16 protein-coding genes and 1 pseudogene are annotated in these 20633 nt (G+C 71.9%); 7 read left to right on the forward strand and 10 right to left on the reverse strand.

From position 1 onward, the window contains the following. Positions 1-77 precede the first annotated feature (77 nt). Entirely contained in the window at positions 78-632 is a 555-nt protein-coding gene (locus ACZ7GJ_RS22330) for an EF-hand domain-containing protein (protein WP_470754055.1), read from the reverse strand. A 201-nt stretch (positions 633-833) separates the two neighbouring features. Here ACZ7GJ_RS22330 and ACZ7GJ_RS22335 point away from each other — a divergent pair, with 201 nt between their 5' ends. Together ACZ7GJ_RS22335 and ACZ7GJ_RS22340 are read left to right on the forward strand one after the other, a co-directional pair. After that, on the forward strand, positions 834-1235 hold the full coding sequence (locus ACZ7GJ_RS22335) for a hypothetical protein (protein ID WP_470754056.1): 402 nt from the start codon (positions 834-836) through the stop codon (positions 1233-1235). A gap of 84 nt (positions 1236-1319) precedes the next feature. Then, positions 1320-2756 carry a S28 family serine protease gene (locus tag ACZ7GJ_RS22340; protein WP_470754057.1) on the forward strand — a complete coding sequence of 479 codons (1437 nt, stop codon included), beginning with the start codon at positions 1320-1322 and terminating at the stop codon, positions 2754-2756. 24 nt (positions 2757-2780) lie between these two features. Here ACZ7GJ_RS22340 and ACZ7GJ_RS22345 read toward each other — a convergent pair whose 3' ends face one another. Beyond that, positions 2781-4616 carry a glycoside hydrolase family 3 protein gene (locus ACZ7GJ_RS22345; RefSeq protein ID WP_470754086.1) on the reverse strand — a complete coding sequence of 612 codons (1836 nt, stop codon included), beginning with the start codon at positions 4614-4616 and terminating at the stop codon, positions 2781-2783. A gap of 55 nt (positions 4617-4671) precedes the next feature. Further along, positions 4672-5646 (reverse strand): LysR substrate-binding domain-containing protein, encoded by a 975-nt coding sequence (locus ACZ7GJ_RS22350; RefSeq protein WP_470754058.1) that lies wholly within the window; start codon positions 5644-5646, stop codon positions 4672-4674. 107 nt (positions 5647-5753) lie between these two features. Between ACZ7GJ_RS22350 and ACZ7GJ_RS22355 the strand changes: the two genes are divergently transcribed. After that, positions 5754-6689 carry an EamA family transporter gene (locus ACZ7GJ_RS22355; protein ID WP_470754060.1) on the forward strand — a complete coding sequence of 312 codons (936 nt, stop codon included), beginning with the start codon at positions 5754-5756 and terminating at the stop codon, positions 6687-6689. Here the strand turns inward: ACZ7GJ_RS22355 and ACZ7GJ_RS22360 are convergent. Both ACZ7GJ_RS22360 and ACZ7GJ_RS22365 read right to left on the reverse strand, forming a co-directional pair. Next, a pseudogene (locus ACZ7GJ_RS22360) lies at positions 6640-7137 on the reverse strand (GNAT family N-acetyltransferase); the annotation flags it as partial. The gene ACZ7GJ_RS22355 and the pseudogene ACZ7GJ_RS22360 sit on opposite strands and share 50 nt — an antisense overlap. A gap of 72 nt (positions 7138-7209) precedes the next feature. Further along, the gene (locus ACZ7GJ_RS22365) at positions 7210-7749 is read right to left on the reverse strand and encodes a DUF937 domain-containing protein (RefSeq protein WP_470754061.1); all 540 of its coding nucleotides are present in this window, start codon (positions 7747-7749) and stop codon (positions 7210-7212) included. 288 nt (positions 7750-8037) lie between these two features. On the opposite strand from ACZ7GJ_RS22365, the gene recD2 reads away from it, so the two are divergent. Together recD2 and ACZ7GJ_RS22375 are read left to right on the forward strand one after the other, a co-directional pair. Beyond that, on the forward strand, positions 8038-10284 hold the full coding sequence (gene recD2 / locus ACZ7GJ_RS22370) for an SF1B family DNA helicase RecD2 (RefSeq protein WP_470754063.1): 2247 nt from the start codon (positions 8038-8040) through the stop codon (positions 10282-10284). A 183-nt stretch (positions 10285-10467) separates the two neighbouring features. Next, positions 10468-11757 (forward strand): citrate synthase, encoded by a 1290-nt coding sequence (locus tag ACZ7GJ_RS22375; RefSeq protein WP_365920199.1) that lies wholly within the window; start codon positions 10468-10470, stop codon positions 11755-11757. Between the two features lie 352 nt (positions 11758-12109). Here the strand turns inward: ACZ7GJ_RS22375 and ACZ7GJ_RS22380 are convergent, their stop codons facing one another. Next, positions 12110-14365 (reverse strand): heavy metal translocating P-type ATPase, encoded by a 2256-nt coding sequence (locus ACZ7GJ_RS22380; RefSeq protein WP_470754065.1) that lies wholly within the window; start codon positions 14363-14365, stop codon positions 12110-12112. A gap of 88 nt (positions 14366-14453) precedes the next feature. Then, positions 14454-14687 carry a heavy-metal-associated domain-containing protein gene (locus ACZ7GJ_RS22385; protein ID WP_470754066.1) on the reverse strand — a complete coding sequence of 78 codons (234 nt, stop codon included), beginning with the start codon at positions 14685-14687 and terminating at the stop codon, positions 14454-14456. 180 nt (positions 14688-14867) lie between these two features. Here ACZ7GJ_RS22385 and ACZ7GJ_RS22390 point away from each other — a divergent pair, with 180 nt between their 5' ends. Continuing rightward, positions 14868-16076: a cation:proton antiporter gene (locus tag ACZ7GJ_RS22390; protein WP_470754067.1), complete on the forward strand. Its 1209-nt coding sequence runs from the start codon at positions 14868-14870 to the stop codon at positions 16074-16076. On the opposite strand, the gene ACZ7GJ_RS22395 is transcribed toward ACZ7GJ_RS22390, so the two are convergent. Beyond that, complete coding sequence (locus ACZ7GJ_RS22395; RefSeq protein WP_470754069.1) at positions 16054-16698, reverse strand: TetR/AcrR family transcriptional regulator; 645 nt, start codon at positions 16696-16698, stop codon at positions 16054-16056. The two genes, ACZ7GJ_RS22390 and ACZ7GJ_RS22395, sit on opposite strands and share 23 nt — an antisense overlap. A gap of 142 nt (positions 16699-16840) precedes the next feature. Here ACZ7GJ_RS22395 and ACZ7GJ_RS22400 point away from each other — a divergent pair, with 142 nt between their 5' ends. Beyond that, positions 16841-19117 (forward strand): MMPL family transporter, encoded by a 2277-nt coding sequence (locus ACZ7GJ_RS22400; protein WP_470754070.1) that lies wholly within the window; start codon positions 16841-16843, stop codon positions 19115-19117. 69 nt (positions 19118-19186) lie between these two features. On the opposite strand, the gene ACZ7GJ_RS22405 is transcribed toward ACZ7GJ_RS22400, so the two are convergent. Together ACZ7GJ_RS22405 and ACZ7GJ_RS22410 are read right to left on the reverse strand one after the other, a co-directional pair. Continuing rightward, positions 19187-19387: a helix-turn-helix transcriptional regulator gene (locus ACZ7GJ_RS22405; RefSeq protein ID WP_365920209.1), complete on the reverse strand. Its 201-nt coding sequence runs from the start codon at positions 19385-19387 to the stop codon at positions 19187-19189. A 221-nt stretch (positions 19388-19608) separates the two neighbouring features. Next, positions 19609-20622 (reverse strand): Gfo/Idh/MocA family protein, encoded by a 1014-nt coding sequence (locus tag ACZ7GJ_RS22410; RefSeq protein WP_470754071.1) that lies wholly within the window; start codon positions 20620-20622, stop codon positions 19609-19611. Positions 20623-20633 lie beyond the last annotated feature (11 nt).

Here is a 20633-nt window from a genome sequence, read left to right on the forward strand (position 1 = left end):
TGTCTGACCGATGTCCGCGGCGTCGCGGACATCCACCAGACACCCCCTAGCCCCGCGCCCAAGGCTGCGCCCGGGGCTCAGAGCTCGCCGAAGAGCAGGTTGCCCGGGGCGTCCTCGTCGTCGCCCGTGTAGTACTCGCGGACGGCGACGAGGAGTTCGTCCACGGACAGGTACCCGTCGTGGTTCAGGTCGATCCGCGCGAAGAGCGCGTCGGTCTCGGCGGGCTCCAGCTCCGTGCCGAAGGCCCGCTGGGCCCTGTGGAACTCCTCGGGGCTGATGTGCCCGTCGCCGTTGGTGTCGACGACCGTGAGGATCGCCTGCATCATCGGCCGGAACGACCGGTCGTAGGCCGGGCCGCCGCCCCGGTAGAGCCGGGTCATGCCCAGCTTGTACTCCTCGGGCGTGACCTTGCCGTCCCGGTCCATGTCGAGCTCGGTGAACAGGTCCTGCCAGAAGTCCGCCAGACCGGCCATCACGCGCTCGGCCTTGGGCGAGCCGTCGGGCTCGTCGAGCGCGCTCAGCAGCCGGGATCCGAGCGCGATGATGTCGGTCGCGTCGATCACCTGGTCGGAGTTGACGTCGAGGTGCCGGAAGGCGCGGTCCAGCTTGCGGTCGAGCAGGTCGTTCGTCATGGAAGTGCCCTTTCCTGGGTATCTGGTTACTCAGCGTAATCTCCCGGCGGGTCGTGAACTCCCGCATCGGCGGCCGGGAGTTGCGGATCCACCCGTACGAGGTCACTCGGAGCAGAAGTCCTTGCCCACTGCAACCTTCCGGCAGGCCCGGGCGTCGTACGTGCGTACGCACGCGGTACGTACGACCGATCGGGGGGCAGGGTGTTGCTGAGGTCGAGGGCGCGCGGCCGGTGGGCCGCCGGCCTCTGGGTGTGCGCGGGGGTCCTGTGGCTGAGCGTGGCCGGGCCGTTCGCGGCGCCGCCCGCGCAGGCCGCGACCGGCGGCTGTCCGGGCCGGCTCGTCAAGGCGCTGCCGTTCTCCACGGGCGAGGTCCGCGTCTACCGGACCCGTACCCAGGTCTGCGCGGTGACGGTGGCCCGCGAGCCCGGCAGGCGCCGCGCGATGACGGTGAGCGTTCAGCCACGCGGCGGGGTCCCCGTACGCGATGCGGGGCAGTTCACCCGGTATGCCGGACCTGTCACCGTCCACGTGATCAACCGCTGTGTGTATGTAAAGGGGAGCGTGGCGGCCGGATCGGCTGATTCCGGCTGGATTCTTTGCTGAGGCTGCGACCCAACAAGGTCTGTTCAGCAGCGTGTTGACCCAGCTAGGTTCACGGCGACCGAAGTGAACTCAAGGGGAGGGTGAATGCGCAAGACGCTCGGATGGCTGCTGTCGCTCGTGGTGCTGATCGGCACCATGGGTGCGGCAAGCTTCACGGCTCAAGCGGCCACCGCCGCAGGGCCGGCCGCCGCCACGGACATCAAGGACCAGATCCTCGGCATTCCGGGGATGAGCCTGATCGAGGAGAAGCCGTACCCCGGCTACCGCTTCTTCGTACTGAACTACGAGCAGCCGGTCGACCACCGCGCTCCGTGGAAGGGCACCTTCAAGCAGCGCCTGACCCTGCTGCACAAGGACGTCTCCCGGCCGACGGTCTTCTTCACCTCCGGCTACAACGTCAACACCAACCCGCGCCGCAGCGAGCCGACGACCATAGTCGACGGCAACCAGGTGTCGTTGGAGTACCGATTCTTCACGCCCTCCCGGCCCGACCCGGCCAACTGGGCGAACCTGGACATCTGGCAGGCCGCCAGCGACCAGCACCGCGTCTTCACCGCCTTCAAGAAGATCTACAACAAGAACTGGCTGGCCACGGGCGGCAGCAAGGGCGGCATGACGGCCACCTACTACGAGCGCTTCTACCCGCGTGACATGGACGGCGTCGTCGCCTACGTCGCCCCGAACGACGTGGTCAACAAGGAGGACTCGGCCTACGACCGGTTCTTCAGCAAGGTCGGCACCAAGGAGTGCCGCGACAAGCTGAACGCCGTGCAGCGCGAGGCGCTCGTGCGCCGCGAGCCGCTGGAGGCCAAGTACGCGGCCGCCGCCGCCGAGAACGGCTGGACCTTCAACACCGTCGGCACCCTCGACAAGGCCTACGAGGCCGTCGTGCTCGACTACGTGTGGGCCTTCTGGCAGTACAGCCTGCTCGCCGACTGCGCCGGCATCCCGGCCGCCGCCACCGCGAGCGACCAGGAGATCTGGGACACCGTCGACGCGATCTCCGGCTTCTCCGCCTACGCCGACCAGGGCCTGGAGACGTACATCCCGTACTACTACCAGGCGGGCACCCAGCTCGGCTCCCCGGACATCAAGCAGCCGCACCTGGGCAACCTGAGCCGCTACGGCTACCAGCCGCCGCGCAACTTCGTCCCCCGCGACATCCCCATGACCTTCAAGCCGGCGGCCATGGCGGACGTGGACACCTGGGTGCGCAACAACGCCAACCAGATGCTCTTCGTCTACGGGCAGAACGACCCGTGGGGCGCCGAACCGTTCCACCTCGGCTACAACGTGCGCGACAGCTACGTGATGACCGCGCCGGGCGCCAACCACGGGGCCAACGTCGCCAAGCTGCTCGACGGCGAGCGCACGCTGGCCACCGCGAAGATCCTGCAGTGGGCCGGAGTGGCCCCGGCCGCCACCGCGCTCAGCGCGGACGGCGCCGCACAGGCCGCGCCGCTGGCGAAGCCGGACGCGCAGCTCGACCAGGTCGACCGCGAGCCGATGCTCCGGCCGTAGCCGCCACCCCCGCTGGGCCTCCGGCTAGTACGTCAGCCCGTGGCCCAGCGGGTAGCGCCCCGGCACCGGCACCGGGAGGCGGCCCGAGGGCCGCAGGGCCCCGGTGAGCACCCGGGCCGCCGCGCGCAGCTCCACATCCGTCCAGGAGTACGTCGCCAGCTCGGCCGCGCACCGCGGGAGCCGGGCCGGATCGTACGGATTGCGGATCGCCACCAGGACCACCGGGACCCCGGTGGCCAGCAGCTCCGCGACCAGCGTGCGCTGCGGGCTGTCCCCCTCCGGGACGTTGTACGTGCACACCAGCACGGCCGCGTGGCCCGCGGCCGCCGCCACCGCGCGGGCGGGCGGCGCGGCCGTCGCCCGGCAGCCCAGAGCGGACAGCTCCCGGGCCAGTACCTCCGTGGGGGGTCCGGTCGTACCGGTGGGGGAGGCGGGGTCGGTGCCCGTCACCAGCAGCAGGGGCCGGGCCGCCGGATCCAGCGGCAGCAGCTTCACCGGGTTGGCCAGCAGGGTCGTCGTCCCGGCCGCGATCTCGTCGGCGGCCGCCAGGTGCTCCGGGATCCCGACCACGGCCTCCACCTCCGCGGCCGCGTCGGCTGCCGTGACCGTGGCGTACGACCGGCCGAACAGGCCCCGGCGGGACTTGAGTTCCAGGATCCGCAGCACCGACTCCTCGATCCGCGCCCGCGACAGCTCGCCCGACTCCACCGCCGCCACTACGCTGCGCACGGCCAGCCCCAGGTCCGGCGGGTTCAGCAGCTGGTCGCAGCCCGCCTTCAGCGCCAGCACCGGGACCCGGTCGTCCCCGTACTTCTGACGGACCCCGGCCATGTCGAGGGCGTCGGTGACCACCACCCCGCGGAAGCCGAGGCGTTCGCGCAGGATGCCGGTCACGATGGGCCGCGAGAGCGTCGCCGGATCCCGGGACGGATCGAGCGCGGGGAAGACGATGTGCGCCGTCATGACGGCGTCCACACCCGCCTCGACCGCCGCCCTGAACGGGGGCTCGTCCAACTCCTCCCACTGCGCGCGGCTGTGCCGCATCACCGGCAGCCCGACGTGGCTGTCGGTCTCGGTGTCCCCGTGGCCGGGGAAGTGCTTGGCCGTCGCGGCCACCCCCGCGCCCTGGTAGCCGCGCACCTGGGCGGCGACCAGGGCCGCCACGGCGCGCGGGTCGGAGCCGAAGGACCGTACCCCGATCACCGGATTGGCCGGGTTGACGTTGACGTCCGCCACCGGTGCGTAGTCCTGCCGGATGCCCATCGCGGCCAGCTCGGAGCCCGCGATCCGCGCGGCCCGGCGGGCATCGGCGGTGGAGCCGCCCGCACCGTGCTGGGCGCCCAGCGCCATCGCCCCCGGGAACAGGGTCGCGGGCTTGCCGATGCGGGCGATGATCCCGTGCTCCTGGTCCGTGGAGAGCAGCAGCGGGACGCCCCCGCCGGACCGGGCAGCCGCCCGCTGGAGGCCGGCCGACAACTCCGCGATCTGCCGCGGGCCACGGGTGTTGTGCGCCCAGGCGAAGTAGATGATCCCGCCGAGGTGGTGGCGGGCGACCAGCTCGGCGGCGGTGCGCACCCCGAACAGCGCCATGTTCCGCTCGGCGTCCGCCGGGTCGGGGTCGGTCGCGGAGTGCCCGTACACCCGGGACACGAAGAGCTGCCCGACCTGCTCGGCCAGGCTCATCCGGGCCACCAGCCCGCGCAGCCGGGCCGCGTCCGGCCGGTGCCCCGGCGGGCCGCCCGGCCGCTCCCCGCGGGGCGGGCGGTCCCCGGGGCGCGGGTCGTCGGGGTGCGGGTCACCGGGCGCCGGGTCGCGCCCCACGGCGGCGGAGGCGGCCCCGGCGGCCGTGACGGCGGCCATGGCGGCCACGGCGAGCAGGGTCCGGCGGGAGGCTTGGTACGGCACGCGCCGGACCCTACTGCGGGGCCGCCCCCGCGCGGCCGCGGACACTCGGGAGGTCCCCCGGACGGGGCCCCTGTGCGGCCCAGTGCTCCTGGAGGGCCCAGTGCTCCTGGAGGGTGCGTACGGCCTCGGTGATCGCCGGCCGGCGGGCCGCCCCGGTGCGCCACAGGGCGTACAGCCTGCGCACGGGCCCCGGCCGCAGCGGTACGGCCACCGCGCCCGGCGGCAGCGCCCCGGTGCCCAGCCGCGGTACGACGGCCACCCCGAGGCCGGCCGCGACGAGCGCGACGATGGTGTGGTTCTCCTCGGCGACGTGCGCGATCTCGGGCTCGAACCCGGCCGTGCGCATGGTCCGCACCAGCCAGTCGTGGCAGACGCGGCCCGGCGGCTGGCACACCCAGCGCTGCCCGCCCAGGTCCGACCGCCGGACCACCGCCCGGGAGGTGAAGGGGTGTCCCCGCGGCACGACGAGGTCGCAGGGGTCGTCGCCGATCACGGCCTGCTCGACGCCCTCGGGCGCCGGGAGCGGGGCGATGTCCCAGTCGTGCGCCACGGCCAGATCGGTGACGCCCCGGGCCACCAGGTCCACGGAGAGGTGGGGGTCGACCTCCGTCAGGCGCACGTCCAGCGCCGGATGGCGGCGCGCCAGGTCGGCCAGCACCCCCGGCAGCAGCCCGCGCGCCGCCGAGGCGAAGGCGGCCACCGTCAGCAGCCCGCTCGGCTGCCCGCGGCGCTCCTCCAGGGTGGTCTCGGCGCGCTCGACGATGGCCAGCAACTCCTGGGCCGTGTCGGCCAGATGGCGGGCCTCCTCGGTGAGCGCGACCCCGCGCCCGCGCCGCTCCAGCAGCGTGGTGCGGGTCTCCCGCTCCAGCTTGGCGATCTGCTGCGAGACCGCGGAGGGGGTGTAGCCGAGGGCGGCCGCCGCGCCGGCGACCGAGCCGTGGACGGAGACGGCGTGCAGGGCGCGCAGCCGGGACAGGTCGAGCATGGGGCCATCCTAGGCGCGACGGGCCCGCCCATTCATAAGCATTGCTTCATCCTTCCCGGAAGAGATCCGCGCTGGTGCTACATCCTCCCGGGGTCGATGCTCGATCCATGCGTCCCGTACACACCGCACTCGCCGTGCTCGTCGCCGCCGTCTGGGGCTTCAACTTCGTCGTCATCGAGATCGGACTCGACCACTTCCCGCCGCTGCTCCTGTCCGCCCTGCGGTTCCTCGTCGCGGCGCTGCCCGCCGTGTTCTTCGTCGGCCGGCCCAAGGTCTCCTGGAAGTGGATCGCCGGTGTCGGAGTGGCCCTCGGCATCGCCAAGTTCGGCCTGCTGTTCACCGGCATGGCCGAGGGCATGCCCGCCGGGCTCTCCTCCCTCGTCCTCCAGATCCAGGCCGTCTTCACCGCCGTCCTCGCCGCCGTCGTGCTGCGCGAACGGCCCGGCCGGGTACGGGTGGCCGGCATGGCCGTCGCGCTCGCCGGGATCGCCGTCGCCGCCGCCGACGGGGGCGCTTCCGGCCCGGTGCTCGGCTTCACCCTGGTCGTTGCCGCCGCCGCGTGCTGGGGCGTCTCCAACGTCCTGACCCGCAAGGCCTCCCCGCCCGACGCCCTGAACTTCATGGTCTGGGTGTGCACCGTCCCGGTGCTGCCGCTGTTCGGGCTGTCGCTGCTGGTGGAGGGGCCCGAGCGGGACCTCGCGGCGCTGCGCGCGCTCGACTGGTCCGGGGTCGCCGTGATCGGGTACGTGGCCTGGGTGTCCACCGTGTTCGGCTTCGGCGCCTGGGGGTACCTGTTGCGCCGCTACCCGGCCTCGTCCGTGGCGCCGTTCTCGCTGCTGGTCCCGGTGTTCGGGATGTCCTCGGCCGCGCTGGTGCTCGGCGAGGGGATCTCGGGGCTGCGCTGGCTGGCGGCCGCCCTGCTCGTCGGCGGGGTGGCGCTCACCTCGCTGGCCCCCGCGCGCGCTTCGAACCGTACGGGGGTCGGTTCTGGCGTCAGTGCGGGGAGCCCTCCTGCAGTGGCAGCCGCCAGTCCTGCCCCGTGAGGGCGACGCCGTACGAGCGGTGCGGGTGCTCGGCGACCAGGGTGAAACCGGCCCGCCGGTACAGGGCGCCGGCATCGCGCAGCACGTCGTTGGTCCACAGGACCAGTTCGCGGTAGCCGACCGAGCGGGCGAAGTCGACGACCGTGTCCACGAGCAGGGTGCCGATGCCGTGGCCGCGGCCCTGCGGCTCCACCAGGAGCAGCCGCAGCCGCGCCGTGGTGGGGGAGCCCTCCTCGCGCACGCACATCACCGAGCCGACCGGGCGGCCGGCCAGCTCGGCGATCCAGACGCGTTCCAGGTACGGGTCGTGGTCCTCGGCGAAGTCCGCGACGATCCGGGCGACCAGGCCCTCGAACTCGGTGTTCCAGCCGTACTCGGCGGCGTAGAGCGCGCCGTGCCGCTGCACGATCCAGCCCAGCTCGCCGGGCGCCGGATCCCGCAGCCGTACACCGGGGTTGTCCATGGCGCCCGAGGATAGCGCGGGGGCGGCTGCGCCGTACGGGCGGCCTTGCCGCCGTGGCTACTTCTTGCCGCCGCCCAGGATCTGGCCCAGCAGGTCACCGAGGTTGCCGCCTTCGGCCGCTGACGCGCCGGGGGCGGCCGCGGGTGCGCCCGCGGTGGCCGCGCCGGCGCCCGCGCCCTTGCCGGCCGCGCGCTTGGCGAAGACGGCCAGCAGCACCGGGATCAGCAGCTCGATGACCCGGCTGACGGTGGCCGCGGGGATGCCCGTCTTCTTCGAGACGGCGTTGGCGACGGGCTTGCTCGCCTTGGCGAGCACGCCGGCCATCATCCCGCCGCTGAGCAGCCCGCCGAGGCCGCCGAGCGTGGCCACGCCCTCCAGCGGGGGCTGGGCCACCTCGGCGAAGGCCTGGCGGACCTCCACGCCGTCGTCGTCATCGGCGGCCGCCTTCTCCTGCAGGCCGCCGGTCATGGCGCCGACGGTCTCGGCGACGGTCTCGCGGGCGGCGCCCACGTCGGTGCCGAGCAGCCCGGCGATCTCGGTCAGCTTGTCGTCGCCGAGCTCATTGAGCACGTCGTCCTGGAATGAAGATTCGCTCATGCCCGAAACGCTACTTCTGTGTCGATTCACCGGCACCTCGGGTCGCGCTCGCGCCCCCCTTGGGTAATGGAAAAGTAAAGTTGTAGATCGGTGTGCAACCCCCGGCGGGGGTTGTGGGTCGTACGTTGCGTCGGCACTTCCGGGGAGGGATCTGGGGGGATCGGGAAGTCCGACACGGGAGGGGTAACCGTGAGGGGGTCCGGCCGCGAGGCCGGACCCCCTTCCGGTTTCCACGGGCGTTTTCCACAGGCCCGCCGGGCTGTCGGCGCCAGGCGGTAGCTTCTGGTCATGGCAACCAACGGGGCGCTCCAGCCGGCAGTGGTCGAGGGGGTGCTCGAGCGCATCACCTACGCCAACGAGGAGAGCGGTTACACCGTCGCGCGGGTCGACACCGGCCGGGGCAGCGGCGACCTGCTCACCGTCGTCGGCTCCCTGCTCGGCGCCCAGCCCGGCGAATCGCTGCGCATGGAGGGCCGTTGGGGCTCCCACCCGCAGTACGGCAAGCAGTTCACCGTCGAGAACTACCGCACCGTCCTGCCCGCCACCATCCAGGGCATCCGGCGCTACCTCGGCTCCGGCCTGATCAAGGGCATCGGCCCGAAGATCGCCGACCGGATCGTGGAGCACTTCGGCACCGACACGCTCGACATCATCGAGGGCGAGCCGAAACGGCTGGTCGAGGTGCCGGGCCTCGGCCCCAAGCGGACCAGGCTGATCGGCGCCGCCTGGGAGGAGCAGAAGGCCATCAAGGAGGTCATGGTCTTCCTCCAGGGGGTCGGCGTCTCCACCTCCATCGCGGTGCGCATCTACAAGAAGTACGCCGACGCCTCCATCTCGGTGGTCAAGAACCAGCCCTACCGGCTCGCCGCCGACGTGTGGGGCATCGGCTTCCTCACCGCCGACCGGATCGCGCAGGCCGTCGGCATCCCGCACGACAGTCCCGAGCGGGTCAAGGCCGGGCTCCAGTACGCCCTGTCCCAGTCCACCGACCAGGGCCACTGCTTCCTGCCCGAGGAGAGGCTCATCGCCGACGGGGTCAAGCTGCTCCAGGTGGACACCGGGCTGGTCATCGAGTGCCTGGCCGAGCTCGCCGCCGACCCCGAGGGCGTCGTACGGGAGTCCGTGCCCGACCCGCAGGGCGGCCCGGACCCGCTCACCGCCGTGTACCTGGTGCCCTTCCACCGCGCCGAACTCTCGCTGGTCGGGCAGGTGCGCCGGCTCCTGCAGGCCGAGGAGGACCGGATGCCGGGCTTCCGGGACGTGGACTGGGACAAGGCCCTGGGCTGGCTCGCCGGCCGCACCGGAGCCGAGCTGGCCCCCGAGCAGAGGGACGCGGTCAAGCTGGCCCTCACCCGCCGGGTCGCCGTCCTCACCGGCGGGCCGGGCTGCGGAAAGTCCTTCACCGTCCGCTCGATCGTGGAGCTGGCCCGGGCGAAGAAGGCCAAGGTCGTCCTCGCCGCTCCCACCGGGCGGGCGGCGAAGCGGCTCTCGGAGCTCACCGGGGCCGATGCCTCCACCGTCCACCGCCTCCTGGAACTCAAGCCGGGCGGGGATGCGGCGTACGACCGGGACCGGCCGCTGGACGCCGACCTGGTCGTGGTCGACGAGGCCTCGATGCTGGACCTCCTGCTGGCGAACAAGCTGGTCAAGGCCGTGGCTCCGGGAGCGCACCTGCTGCTGGTCGGGGACGTGGACCAGCTCCCCTCCGTCGGCGCCGGCGAGGTGCTGCGCGACCTGCTCGCCGAGGGCGGCCCGGTCCCGGCCGTCCGGCTGACCCGGATCTTCAGGCAGGCCCAGCAGTCGGGGGTGGTCACCAACGCGCACCGGATCAACACCGGCCTGCCGCCCATCACGCAGGGGCTGCCCGACTTCTTCCTCTTCCCGGAGGAGGACACCGAGGAGGCCGGGCGGCTCACCGTGGATGTCGCCGCCCGGCGGATTCCGGCCAGATTCGGTCTCGACCCGCGCCGGGACATCCAGGTCCTCGCCCCCATGCACCGGGGCCCGGCCGGCGCGGGAAACCTCAACGGGCTGCTCCAGCAGGCCATCACCCCGGCCCGGCCCGACCTGCCCGAGAAGCGCTTCGGCGGCCGGGTCTTCCGGGTGGGTGACAAGGTCACCCAGATCCGGAACAACTACGAGAAGGGCGCCAATGGTGTGTTCAACGGCACTGTCGGCGTGGTCACCGGCCTCGACCTGGACGAACAGCGCCTGACGGTGCGGACCGAGGAGGACGAGGAGGTGAGTTACGAGTTCTCGGAGCTCGACGAGCTGGCCCATGCGTACGCCGTCACCATCCACAGGTCCCAGGGGAGTGAATATCCGGCGGTCGTGATCCCGGTCACGACCGGGGCTTGGATGATGCTCCAGCGCAACCTCCTCTATACGGCGGTGACCAGGGCGAAGAAACTGGTCGTCCTGGTCGGGTCCCGCAAAGCCCTCGGTCAGGCAGTGCGTACGGTTTCCGCAGGCAGGAGGTTCACGGCGGTCGCGCCCAGGCTGTCCGGCCGCATACCGGTGGGAAACATCACCTAGATGATCGATCATTTGGGGTATCCGCCACTGGTGCGGAGGGGGCAGGATGAGCAGGTTGACGGCACTCAGTGCCGTCAAACAGACCAAAGGCCGACCCCGAGTGCACTCTCCTGCGCCAAATGGGGGAAGGTAGAGGCAGTCAGGGCACCTCGAAGAAGAGGCACTACGTCGGTGAGGGATGACGTGAGCGACAACTCTGTAGTACTCCGGTACGCGGACGGTGAATACACCTACCCGGTGGTCGAGAGCACCGTCGGTGACCAGGGATTCGACATCGCGAAGCTGCGAGCCCAGACCGGGCTCGTCACCTTGGACAGTGGCTACGGCAACACCGCCGCCTACAAGTCCGCGATTACCTACCTCGACGGTGAGCAGGGGATCCTGCGTTACCGCGGCTACCCGATCGAGCAGCTGGCCGAGCGTTCGACCTTCATCGAGGTCGCGTACCTGCTGATCAACGGCGAGCTGCCGACCGTCGACCAGCTCGCGTCGTTCCGCAACGAGATCACCCAGCACACGCTGCTGCACGAGGACGTGAAGCGGTTCTACGACGGCTTCCCGCGGGACGCGCACCCGATGGCGATGCTGTCCTCCGTGGTCAGCGCGCTGTCCACGTTCTACCAGGACAGCCACAACCCGTTCGACGAGACGCAGCGCAACCTCTCGACGATCCGGCTGCTGGCCAAGCTGCCGACGATCGCCGCGTACGCGTACAAGAAGTCGGTCGGCCACCCGGTGGTCTACCCGCGCAACGACCTCGGCTACGTCGAGAACTTCCTGCGCATGACCTTCTCCGTGCCGGCCCAGGAGTACGACCTGGACCCGGTCGTGGTCTCGGCGCTCGACAAGCTGCTGATCCTGCACGCGGACCACGAGCAGAACTGCTCGACCTCCACCGTGCGCCTGGTGGGCTCCTCGCAGGCGAACATGTTCGCCTCGATCTCCGCCGGTATCTCGGCCCTGTGGGGTCCGCTGCACGGTGGCGCCAACCAGTCGGTCCTGGAGATGCTGGAAGGCATCAAGGCCGACGGCGGCGACGTCGACACCTTCATCCGCAAGGTGAAGAACAAGGAAGACGGCGTGAAGCTCATGGGCTTCGGGCACCGCGTCTACAAGAACTTCGACCCCCGGGCGAAGATCATCAAGGCGGCGGCGCACGACGTCCTCTCGGCGCTTGGCAAGAGCGACGAGCTGCTCGACATCGCGCTCAAGCTCGAAGAGCACGCGCTGGCCGACGACTACTTCGTGGAGCGCAAGCTCTACCCGAACGTCGACTTCTACACCGGCCTGATCTACCGGGCCATGGGCTTCCCGACCGAGATGTTCACCGTGCTCTTCGCGCTCGGCCGGCTCCCCGGCTGGATCGCCCAGTGGCACGAGATGATCAAGGAGCCCGGCTCCCGCATCGGGCGTCCGCGCCAGATCTACACCGGTGAGGTCCTGCGGGACTTCGTTCCGGTCGAGGCCCGCTGACCCGAGGCTCTCTCCGAGGTACCTGCGAAAAGCGCCCCGCCGCCGATCCCCCCACGGGTCGACGGTCGGGGCGCTTTCCTTTCCCCGGAACGGATTCCCCCCACGGGACCCGAGCCGGGGCGATCGGTGCTGCCGGGACCCGCTACGGGTCGGGAGGGCCGCTCAAAGCCTCCCGCGGGCGCTGGTCCCGGCCGGCCGATGCCCGGGCGTCCCCCAAGACCCCCGCGAACGTCCCCCAGACGTTCTTGGCATCGCCCCATTAGACCCACGCCGGTGGCAGAAGGTTACGTTCCAATCACTGTGATCTGCGTCTCGCGTGAAGGACCTGTGTGCGAGATGGGGAGGAGATCCACTACCGGAACGACCTCAACCGCAGGCTGTTGGTGACCACGAAGACCGAGGAGAAGGCCATCGCGGCCCCCGCGATCATGGGGTTGAGCAGGCCCGCGGCCGCCAGCGGCAGGGCCGCCAGGTTGTAGCCGAAGGCCCAGAACAGGTTGCCCTTGATGGTGGCCAGCGTCCGGCGGGAGAGCCGGATCGCGTCCGCCGCGACCCGCAGGTCGCCCCGTACGAGGGTCAGGTCGCCGGCCTCGATCGCCGCGTCGGTGCCGGTTCCCATGGCCAGCCCCAGGTCGGCCTGGGCAAGGGCTGCCGCGTCGTTGACCCCGTCGCCGACCATGGCGACCGTACGGCCCTCGGCCTGGAGCCGGCGTACGACCTCCACCTTGTCCTGGGGCAGCACCTCGGCGATCACCTCGTCGATGCCCACCTCGCGGGCCACCGTCTCGGCGACGGCCCTGTTGTCGCCGGTCAGCAGGACCGGGGTGAGGCCGAGCTCCCGCAGCCGGGCCACGGCTTCGGCGCTGGTGTCCTTGACCGCGTCGGCCACGGTCAGCACCCCGCGCGCGGCCCCGTCCCAGGCCACCAGTACGGCCGTGGCCCCCTCGGCCTCGGCGGCCGCCTTCGCCTCGGCGAGGGCGGCGGGCAGGGCGATCTCCCAGTCGGCGAGCAGCCGTTCGCGCCCCACCAGGACCGCGTGTCCCTCGACCACGCCCTGGACTCCGAGTCCGGGGACGTTCTCGAACGACTCGGGGACGGGCAGCTCCCCGGCCGCCTCGACCGCCCCGGTCGCGACGGCCCGGGCGATCGGGTGCTCCGAGGCGTGCTCCAGGGCGCCGGCGAGCCGCAGCAGCTCCTTCTCGTCCACGTCCTCGGCGGCGTGTGTGCCCGACAGGGACATCCGCCCGGTGGTGACGGTTCCGGTCTTGTCCAGCACGACGGTGTCCACGCGACGGGTGGACTCCAGCACCTCGGGCCCCTTGATCAGGATCCCGAGCTGGGCACCCCGCCCGGTGCCGACCATCAGGGCCGTCGGGGTGGCCAGGCCCAGGGCGCACGGGCAGGCGATGATCAGGACGGCGACGGCGGCGGTGAAGGCGGCCGTGGGGTTCTCGGTGATCAGCAGCCAGGTCACCCAGGTGCCGAGCGCGAGCAGCAGCACGATCGGTACGAAGATCCCGGAGATCCGGTCGGCGAGCCGCTGCACCTCGGCCTTGCCGTTCTGGGCGTCCTCGACCAGCCTGGCCATCCGGGCGAGCTGGGTGTCGGCGCCGATCCGGGTGGCCTCGACGACGAGGCGGCCGGAGGCGTTGACGGTGGCGCCGGTGACGGGGTCGCCCACGGACACCTCGACCGGGACCGATTCGCCGGTCAGCATGGACGCGTCCACGGCGGAGCCGCCCTCGACGACGGTGCCGTCGGTGGCGATCTTCTCGCCGGGCCGGACCACGAAGCGGTCCCCGACGGCGAGCGCGCTCACGGGGATCCGCACCTCGGCGGCGCCGCGCAGTACGGCCACGTCCTTGGCGCCCAGCTCCAGCAGGGCCTTCAGGGCCGCGCCGGCCTTCCGCTTCGAGCGGGCCTCCAGGTAGCGGCCCAGCAGGATGAAGCTGACGACGCCGGCGGCCACCTCCAGGTAGATGGCGGAGGAGCCGTCCGTGCGCGAGATCACGAAGTCGAATCCGTGCCGCATGCCGGGCATGCCAGCGTGGCCGAAGAACAGGGCCCACAGCGACCAGGCGAAGGCGGCCAGGGTGCCGACCGAGACCAGGGTGTCCATGGTGGCCGCGCCGTGCCGGGCGTTGGTCCAGGCGGCCTTGTGGAAGGGGAGGGCGCCCCAGACGACGACGGGGGCCGCGAGGGTGAGCGAGAGCCACTGCCAGTTGTCGAACTGGAGGGCCGGGACCATCGCGAGCAGCACGACGGGCAGCGCGAGCGCGGCGGAGACCAGCAGGCGCCCGCGCAGCGCGGCCAGGGCCGGGTCGGGGGCCTCGGGGAGCTCCTCCTCGACGGCCGCGGCCGCGGGGGCGGGCGGCGGGGGCTCCTCGGCGGTGTAGCCGGTCTTGACGACGGTCGCGATCAGGTCCGCGACCTGGATGTCCCCGGTGTAGGAGACGTGGGCCTTCTCGGTGGCGTAGTTCACCGAGGCGCTGACGCCGTCCATCCGGTTCAGCTTCTTCTCGATGCGGGCCGCGCAGGAGGCGCAGGTCATTCCGCCGATCGAGAGTTCGACCGCCGTTATGGGTCCGTCGTGCACAGTGCTGGTCATGTTCCGGCTCCAGGGGGAGGGCCGGGGCGTACGGAACCAGTATGAGCTGGCCGGCACGCCCCGGCGGGGTACTGCCGAAGGGGGAAGCTCAGATCTGGCCGGCGAACTCGTACCCGGCCTCGTCCACGGCGGCGCGCACATCGGCCTCGGCGAGCGGGGCGGCGGAGACCACGGTGACCTCGCCGGTCGCGGCGACGGCCTTGACGGAGCTGACGCCCGCCAGGGCGGAGAGCTCGCTGGTCACCGCGCCCTCGCAGTGCCCGCAGGTCATGCCGGTCACCCGGTAGACGGTGGTGGTCTGGGTGTCCGTGTCGGCGCTCATGTCGTTCTCCTCTTCCAAGGGCGTGTCCGGTCGCCGGAAGGCGGTCGATCGCTCCACCGTCCTCCCGACACTCCCAGACTATATACCCCTAGGGGGTATGGATGCGAGTACCCCTTCCGACGCTTTCCCCGGAGGGTCGTGAAGTGGCCGACCCCCGCGAACCGTACGTAAATAGCATGTATGTCGCATTCGGTCACGCTCATTCTGATCATGGCCATCGCCGTGCTCGCACCCCTGCTCGCGTACGCGGTGGGGCGGTGGCTGCCGGTTCCTCTGGTGATCTTCGAGATCCTGCTCGGGATCCTGGTCGGGCCGGACGTGCTGGGATGGGCCGTCACCGGTGAGGTGATCGACGTACTGAGCCAGCTCGGACTCGCGATGCTGATCTTCCTGGCCGGTTACGAGATCCAGCTCGACCGGGTCGGCGGAGGCACGCTCAAGAGGTCGCTGTGGGCCTGGCTGATCGCGCTGGCGCTGGGACTGGGGATCGGGACCCTGCTCGCCCACGGGGGCGGTTTCGACAAGGGCGTCTACGTCGGCACGGCGCTCACCAGCACCGCGCTCGGCGCGATCCTGCCGGTGCTGAGGGATGCCGGGGACCTGCAGAGCCGGTTCGGGTCCGTGATGCTGGCGATGGGGTCGATCGGCGAGTTCGGCCCGATCATCGCCATGGCGCTGCTGCTGAGCGGGCGGGCGCCGGCGCGCTCGGCGGCGCTGCTCGCGGCCTTCGCGGTGCTGACGGCGGCGGCCGTGTTCTGGGCGCTGCGGCCCAAGCCGCCCTGGTTCTCCCGCGTGATCGCCAAGACCCTGCACAGCAGTGCCCAGTTCGCGGTGAGGCTGGTGGTGCTGCTGCTCGTGGCGATGCTGGGGCTGGCCCAGGCGCTCGGGCTCGACATCCTGCTCGGGGCCTTCGCGGCCGGACTGATCACCCGGCTCGTGCTGCACGGGGCCGCGCCGGAGAGCAGTGAGACCGTGCTGTCGAAGGTGGAGGCCATGGGCTTCGGCTTCCTGGTGCCGCTGTTCTTCGTGGTCACCGGGATCGGGTTCGACCTGAAGGCGCTGCTCGCGGGCGGGCGGGTGCTGGCGCTGCTGCCGGTGTTCCTGGTGCTGTTCCTGGTGGTGCGGGGGCTGCCGATGTGGCTGCTGGCCCCGCGCGACCTGGGGCGGCGGGACCGGGCGGCGCTGGTGCTGTTCGGGTCCACCGCGCTGCCGCTGGTGGTGGCGATCACCACCATGGGTGTGCAGGACGGCAAGGTCGCGCCGGGGGAGGCCGCGGCGCTGGTGGGGGCGGGGATGCTGTCCGTGCTGGTGTTCCCGCTGGTGGGGCTGCGGCTGCGGGCGGGCGCCGCCCGCCGCCCCGGCCGGGTCAGCGAGGGTGAGTCGTGGTGATCATCGGCTCCAGGTAGCGCAGCAGGACGGTCTTGAGCTCCGCGATGTACGCGGCGCGCTCGGCACCCTCGTGGGCCAGGATCAGGTCCAGGGACGACTGGAAGATGCCCAGGATCATGTTCGAGGTGCGCTCCAGCTCGGCCGGCGCGGCCTCGGGGGTGAAGCTGCGCAGCACCCCCTCGACGCGGGTGATCAGGCCGGCGTGCAACTCCTCGTGCTCCTGGGCGATGCCCGGGATGCCGGAGCCGTGCATCAGCGCCCAGAAGGCCGGGTTCTCGCAGTTGAAGGCGATGACCGGGTCCAGGACGGCGTCCAGCAGCTGGGGCAGGGGGCGTTGCAGGTTCTCGGGCAGGAAGGCCTGGCCGTGCATCTCGTGCGCGCGCTGGAGCAGCTGTCCGCCCAGCTCGACCGCGATGGCCTCCTTGTTCGGGAAGAACTGGTAGAGCGTGCCCGGTGAGACGCCGGCCTCGCGGGCGATGGCGCTGGTGCTGGCGGCCGCGTAGCCGGTACGGCAGAACACCCCCGCGGCGGCAGCGAGGAGCTGGCTGATGCGCCGCTCCCCCCGGGCCTGGCGACGGCGAGGTGTGCTTTCGGCGGTTTTGTCCGTGCTGGTCCTCGGCATGTCCAATCCCCTGCTCCTCATTGCTTCCCGTGGGCGATTGACAAACGCGAGTGGTCCCTCGCATTCTGAGAAAACGCGAGTGACTGCTCGTGTTTGCCAGTCTAGTTCGATCTGGCAATCGCGGTGAAGGGGACACCGAGTCATGCCCGAAGTCAAGAATCCGCCGTTGCCCGGGGAGAGCGGCCGGTGGACCCGGTTCGTCACGGCCAGGCCGCGGCTCTCACTATTGCTCGCCCTCGTGGTCACGGCGCTCGCCGTGTTCGCGGGCGGCGGAGTCGCCGACCGGCTGGGCAGTGGCGGCTGGGAGGATCCGGACGCCCAGTCCACCTATGCCGCCCGGGCCCTGGAGCGCGAGTTCCCCGGCTCCCAGCCGAACCTGCTGCTCCTCGTCGACGCCGGTGAGGGCGCCGCCGGGGTGGACGACCCGGCCGTCGCGGCCGAAGCGGAGCGGCTCACCGCGCAGCTCGCGGCCGAGCAGGGGGTGGCCGGGGTCGGCTCGTACTGGCGCACGCCGCTGCCCTCGCTGCGCTCCGAGAACGGCCGGCAGGCCCTGATAGCCGCCCGGGTCCTCGGCGACGAGAAGACCGCCACCGCCGTCCTGGACCGCATCGCCCCGCACTACCGCGGCGACCACGGACCGGTGCGGGTCTCCCTCGGCGGGCCCGTCGCGGTCCAGCGCGAGGTGACCTCCACCATCCAGGAGGACCTGCTGCGCGCCGAGGTCATCGCCCTGCCGGTGACCCTCGTCCTGCTCATCCTCGTCTTCGGCAGCGCCGTGGCCGCCCTGCTGCCGCTGGGTGTGGGCATCGTGGCCATCCTCGGCACCAATGCCGTCCTGCGCGGCCTCACCGAATTCACCGACGTCTCCGTCTTCGCCCAGAACCTGACCACGGCCCTGGGTCTCGGACTCGCCATCGACTACGCCCTGTTCATCGTGCGCAGGTTCCGCGAGGAGCTCGCCGCCGGGCGGGATCCGGTGGCGGCCGTCGGGGCCACCCTGCGCACCGCCGGGCGCACCGTCCTCTTCTCGGCGCTGACCGTCGCCGTCGCGCTCTCGGCGATGCTCTTCTTCCCCATGTACTTCTTGCGCTCCTTCGCCTACGCGGGGGTCGCGGTGGTCCTCCTCGCCGCAGCGGCCGCGCTGATCGTGCTGCCTGCGGCCCTGGTGCTGCTCGGCGAGCGGGTCAACTCGCTGGACCTGCGCAGGCTCTGGCGGCGCCGGAGGGCTGCCGAGGGCACGGCGGGCGCCCCGGCGGGGAGCGCCGACGGATCCGGGCGGGGCTGGGGGCGGGCGGCCGCGCTCGTGATGCGCAGGGCGCCGCTGTTCGCCGTCGCCACCACGGCAGGGCTGCTCCTGCTCGGACTACCCTTCCTCGGCGTCAAGTTCGGGACCGTGGACGACCGGCAGCTGCCCACCACCGCCGAGTCGCATGTGGTCCAGCAGCAGATCCGCGACGGCTTCCCCGGCGACCCGGGAGGCGGCCTGACGGTCCTGGCCGAGGGGGCGGCGGGGGCCGGCGAGCTCGCCGCGTTCCGCGACCGGGTGCACGCGCTGCCCGGGGTGGTCAGGGTCGACGGGCCGGTGAGCTCGGCGCCCGGGTCGCGCTACGCCTACTTCGAGGTCGTCACCGAAGGCGAAGCCGTGGGCGAGCAGGCCCAGGACCTGGTCGCGGAGGTGCGCAAGGTCGACGCCGGGTTTCGTACCTCGGTGACCGGGCAGGCGGCGGTGCTCGTCGACGCCCAGAAGGCGATAGCCGCCGAACTGCCCGCAGCCGGGGCGCTGGTGGTGCTGGCCACGCTGCTGCTGGTGTTCCTGCTCACCGGGAGCCTGCTGATACCGCTCCAGGCGGTACTGCTCAACGCACTGAGCCTGACCGCGATGTTCGGGGCCGTGGTGTGGGTCTTCCAGGACGGCAACCTCTCCGGGCTGCTCTCCTTCACCTCCACCGGCGACATAGAGACCACGCTGCCGGTGCTGATGTTCTGCATCGCCTTCGGACTCTCCATGGACTACGGGGTGTTCCTCATATCCCGGATCAAGGAGGAGTACGACCGGACCGGCGACCACGAGGGGGCGGTGCGCACCGGACTGGCCCGCACGGGCGGGCTGATCACCGCGGCGGCCGTGATCCTGGCGGTGGTGATGGTGGCCATCGGCACCTCGCGGGTGACCAACACCAAGATGCTGGGGCTCGGGATCGCGCTGGCGGTGCTCATGGACGCCATGGTCGTGCGCAGCCTCCTGGTTCCGGCCGTCATGAAGCTGACGGGCAGGGCCACCTGGTGGGCGCCGGCCCCGCTGCGCAGGCTCCACGAGAGGATCGGGCTCAGCGAGGGGGGCCCGGCGCCGCAGGCAGCCGAACCGGGAGAGGCGGGGGAGGCGGGAGAGGCCGAACGGGTCCCGGCGGGGGCGCGCTAGGCCATCTCTCCTTCGACCCGGGGGCGCCACCCCGGGCGGGGCCCGGCGGCCCCGTCCGGGGTGGTGCGATCAGTCCTCGCGGCGGCCCCGGTTCCCGGGGCGGCGGGCCACCCAGGCGCGGATGGTGTCGGCGTACCAGTAGGGCTTCCCGCTCTCGACGTGGTCGGGCGCGGGCAGCAGCCCGTGCTTGCGGTACGAGCGCACCGTGTCCGGCTGGACCCGGATATGGGCGGCGATCTCCTTGTACGACCACAGCTGTCGGTCGCTCATCCACGACACCTCCTTGTCCACGCCGCGGGGCCGGCCGGGAGGCCGTCGGGGGAGCCCGCGCGTGGACAGTGACGATCACTCAGGTTGTGCCCGGAGAAACGACGCAGGGTGAGGGCGGGGGAGGGCCTGTCGACCGGCTGTGACGGAAGACCCGCGTAATGCGGACATGTGTGACACAAAGGCGACCCCTGTGACAGATGCGGCACAGGAGTCGGGTGCGATCAGCGGTACAGGGGCGGCCGTTCGGCCAGCTCCACGACGGTGCGTGCGCCGCTGCCCGACGCGGCCAGCCCCGCCTGCGAGACGGCCGCGGCCGCGTACCCGTCCCACGCATCGGGTCCCGCGACCCCGCCCCGGGCGGCCGCCGCCACCCAGCGCCGCAGCTGGCGGTCGTAGGCGTCCGCGAAGCGCACCGTGAAGTCCTGGTCGATCTCCCCGCCCCAGCGGCCCGCCGACTGGACGACCATCGCGTGGCCGTCGCCGATCCGGGCGCTGCCGGACTCGCCGACCGCCTCGCACTGCACCTGGTAGCCGAAACCGCAGTTGACGAAGATCTCCACGTCCACGACGGTCCCGCCGGAGGTCTCCAGCAGCACGAGGCGCGGATCGCGCAGCCCCTCGGGGGCGGCGGAGGTGGGCGTGGGCGAGAGCACCGTCACGGCGGTGATCTCCTGCCCCAGCAGCCAGCGGGCCGCGTCCACCTCGTGCACCACCGAGTCGCTGATCAGCATGTCGCTCGTGAAGAAGGACGGCGAGGAGGCATTGCGGTGCCGGCAGTGCAGGAAGAGCGGCCGGCCGATCCCGCCCGCGTCCAGCAACTCCTTGAGCCGCTCGTACTCGGCGTCGAACCGGCGCATGAACCCCACCTGGACCAACCGCCGGCCGAGCCGCAGCTCCGTCTCCATCACGCGCAGCGCCCCCGCCGGGTCCGGGGTCAGCGGCTTCTCGCACAGCACCGGCAACCCCCGCTCCAGCGCCTGCAGAATCGCTTCCTCATGCGCGGGCCCCGGCGAGGCGATCAGTACGGCCTGCACCCCGGGCGCGGCTATCGCGGCCGCCGGGTCGGTGTGCGCGCTCGCCCCCTCCAGGCCCGCCGCGGCCTCCTTCACACGGTCCCCGTCCGGGTCGGCCAGGGCCACCACCCGGGCCCCGCCGACGGTCCGCCCGATCCGGCGGACGTGGTCGGAGCCCATCTTCCCGGTGCCGATCACGGCGATGCCGAGCGTGCTGCTCATCGTTGATTCCT

This window comes from Streptomyces sp. NPDC037242, from assembly GCF_055604165.1.

Coding starts and splice junctions, on each gene's coding strand:
- ACZ7GJ_RS22330 (WP_470754055.1), bottom strand. CDS start 632: ATGACGAACGACCTGCTCGACCGCAAGCTGGACCGCGCCTTCCGGCAC.
- ACZ7GJ_RS22340 (WP_470754057.1), top strand. CDS start 1,320: ATGCGCAAGACGCTCGGATGGCTGCTGTCGCTCGTGGTGCTGATCGGC.
- ACZ7GJ_RS22345 (WP_470754086.1), bottom strand. CDS start 4,616: ATGGCCGCCGTCACGGCCGCCGGGGCCGCCTCCGCCGCCGTGGGGCGC.
- ACZ7GJ_RS22350 (WP_470754058.1), bottom strand. CDS start 5,646: ATGCTCGACCTGTCCCGGCTGCGCGCCCTGCACGCCGTCTCCGTCCAC.
- ACZ7GJ_RS22355 (WP_470754060.1), top strand. CDS start 5,754: ATGCGTCCCGTACACACCGCACTCGCCGTGCTCGTCGCCGCCGTCTGG.
- ACZ7GJ_RS22365 (WP_470754061.1), bottom strand. CDS start 7,749: ATGAGCGAATCTTCATTCCAGGACGACGTGCTCAATGAGCTCGGCGAC.
- recD2 (WP_470754063.1), top strand. CDS start 8,038: ATGGCAACCAACGGGGCGCTCCAGCCGGCAGTGGTCGAGGGGGTGCTC.
- ACZ7GJ_RS22380 (WP_470754065.1), bottom strand. CDS start 14,365: ATGACCAGCACTGTGCACGACGGACCCATAACGGCGGTCGAACTCTCG.
- ACZ7GJ_RS22385 (WP_470754066.1), bottom strand. CDS start 14,687: ATGAGCGCCGACACGGACACCCAGACCACCACCGTCTACCGGGTGACC.
- ACZ7GJ_RS22390 (WP_470754067.1), top strand. CDS start 14,868: ATGTCGCATTCGGTCACGCTCATTCTGATCATGGCCATCGCCGTGCTC.
- ACZ7GJ_RS22395 (WP_470754069.1), bottom strand. CDS start 16,698: ATGCCGAGGACCAGCACGGACAAAACCGCCGAAAGCACACCTCGCCGT.
- ACZ7GJ_RS22400 (WP_470754070.1), top strand. CDS start 16,841: ATGCCCGAAGTCAAGAATCCGCCGTTGCCCGGGGAGAGCGGCCGGTGG.
- ACZ7GJ_RS22405 (WP_365920209.1), bottom strand. CDS start 19,387: ATGAGCGACCGACAGCTGTGGTCGTACAAGGAGATCGCCGCCCATATC.
- ACZ7GJ_RS22410 (WP_470754071.1), bottom strand. CDS start 20,622: ATGAGCAGCACGCTCGGCATCGCCGTGATCGGCACCGGGAAGATGGGC.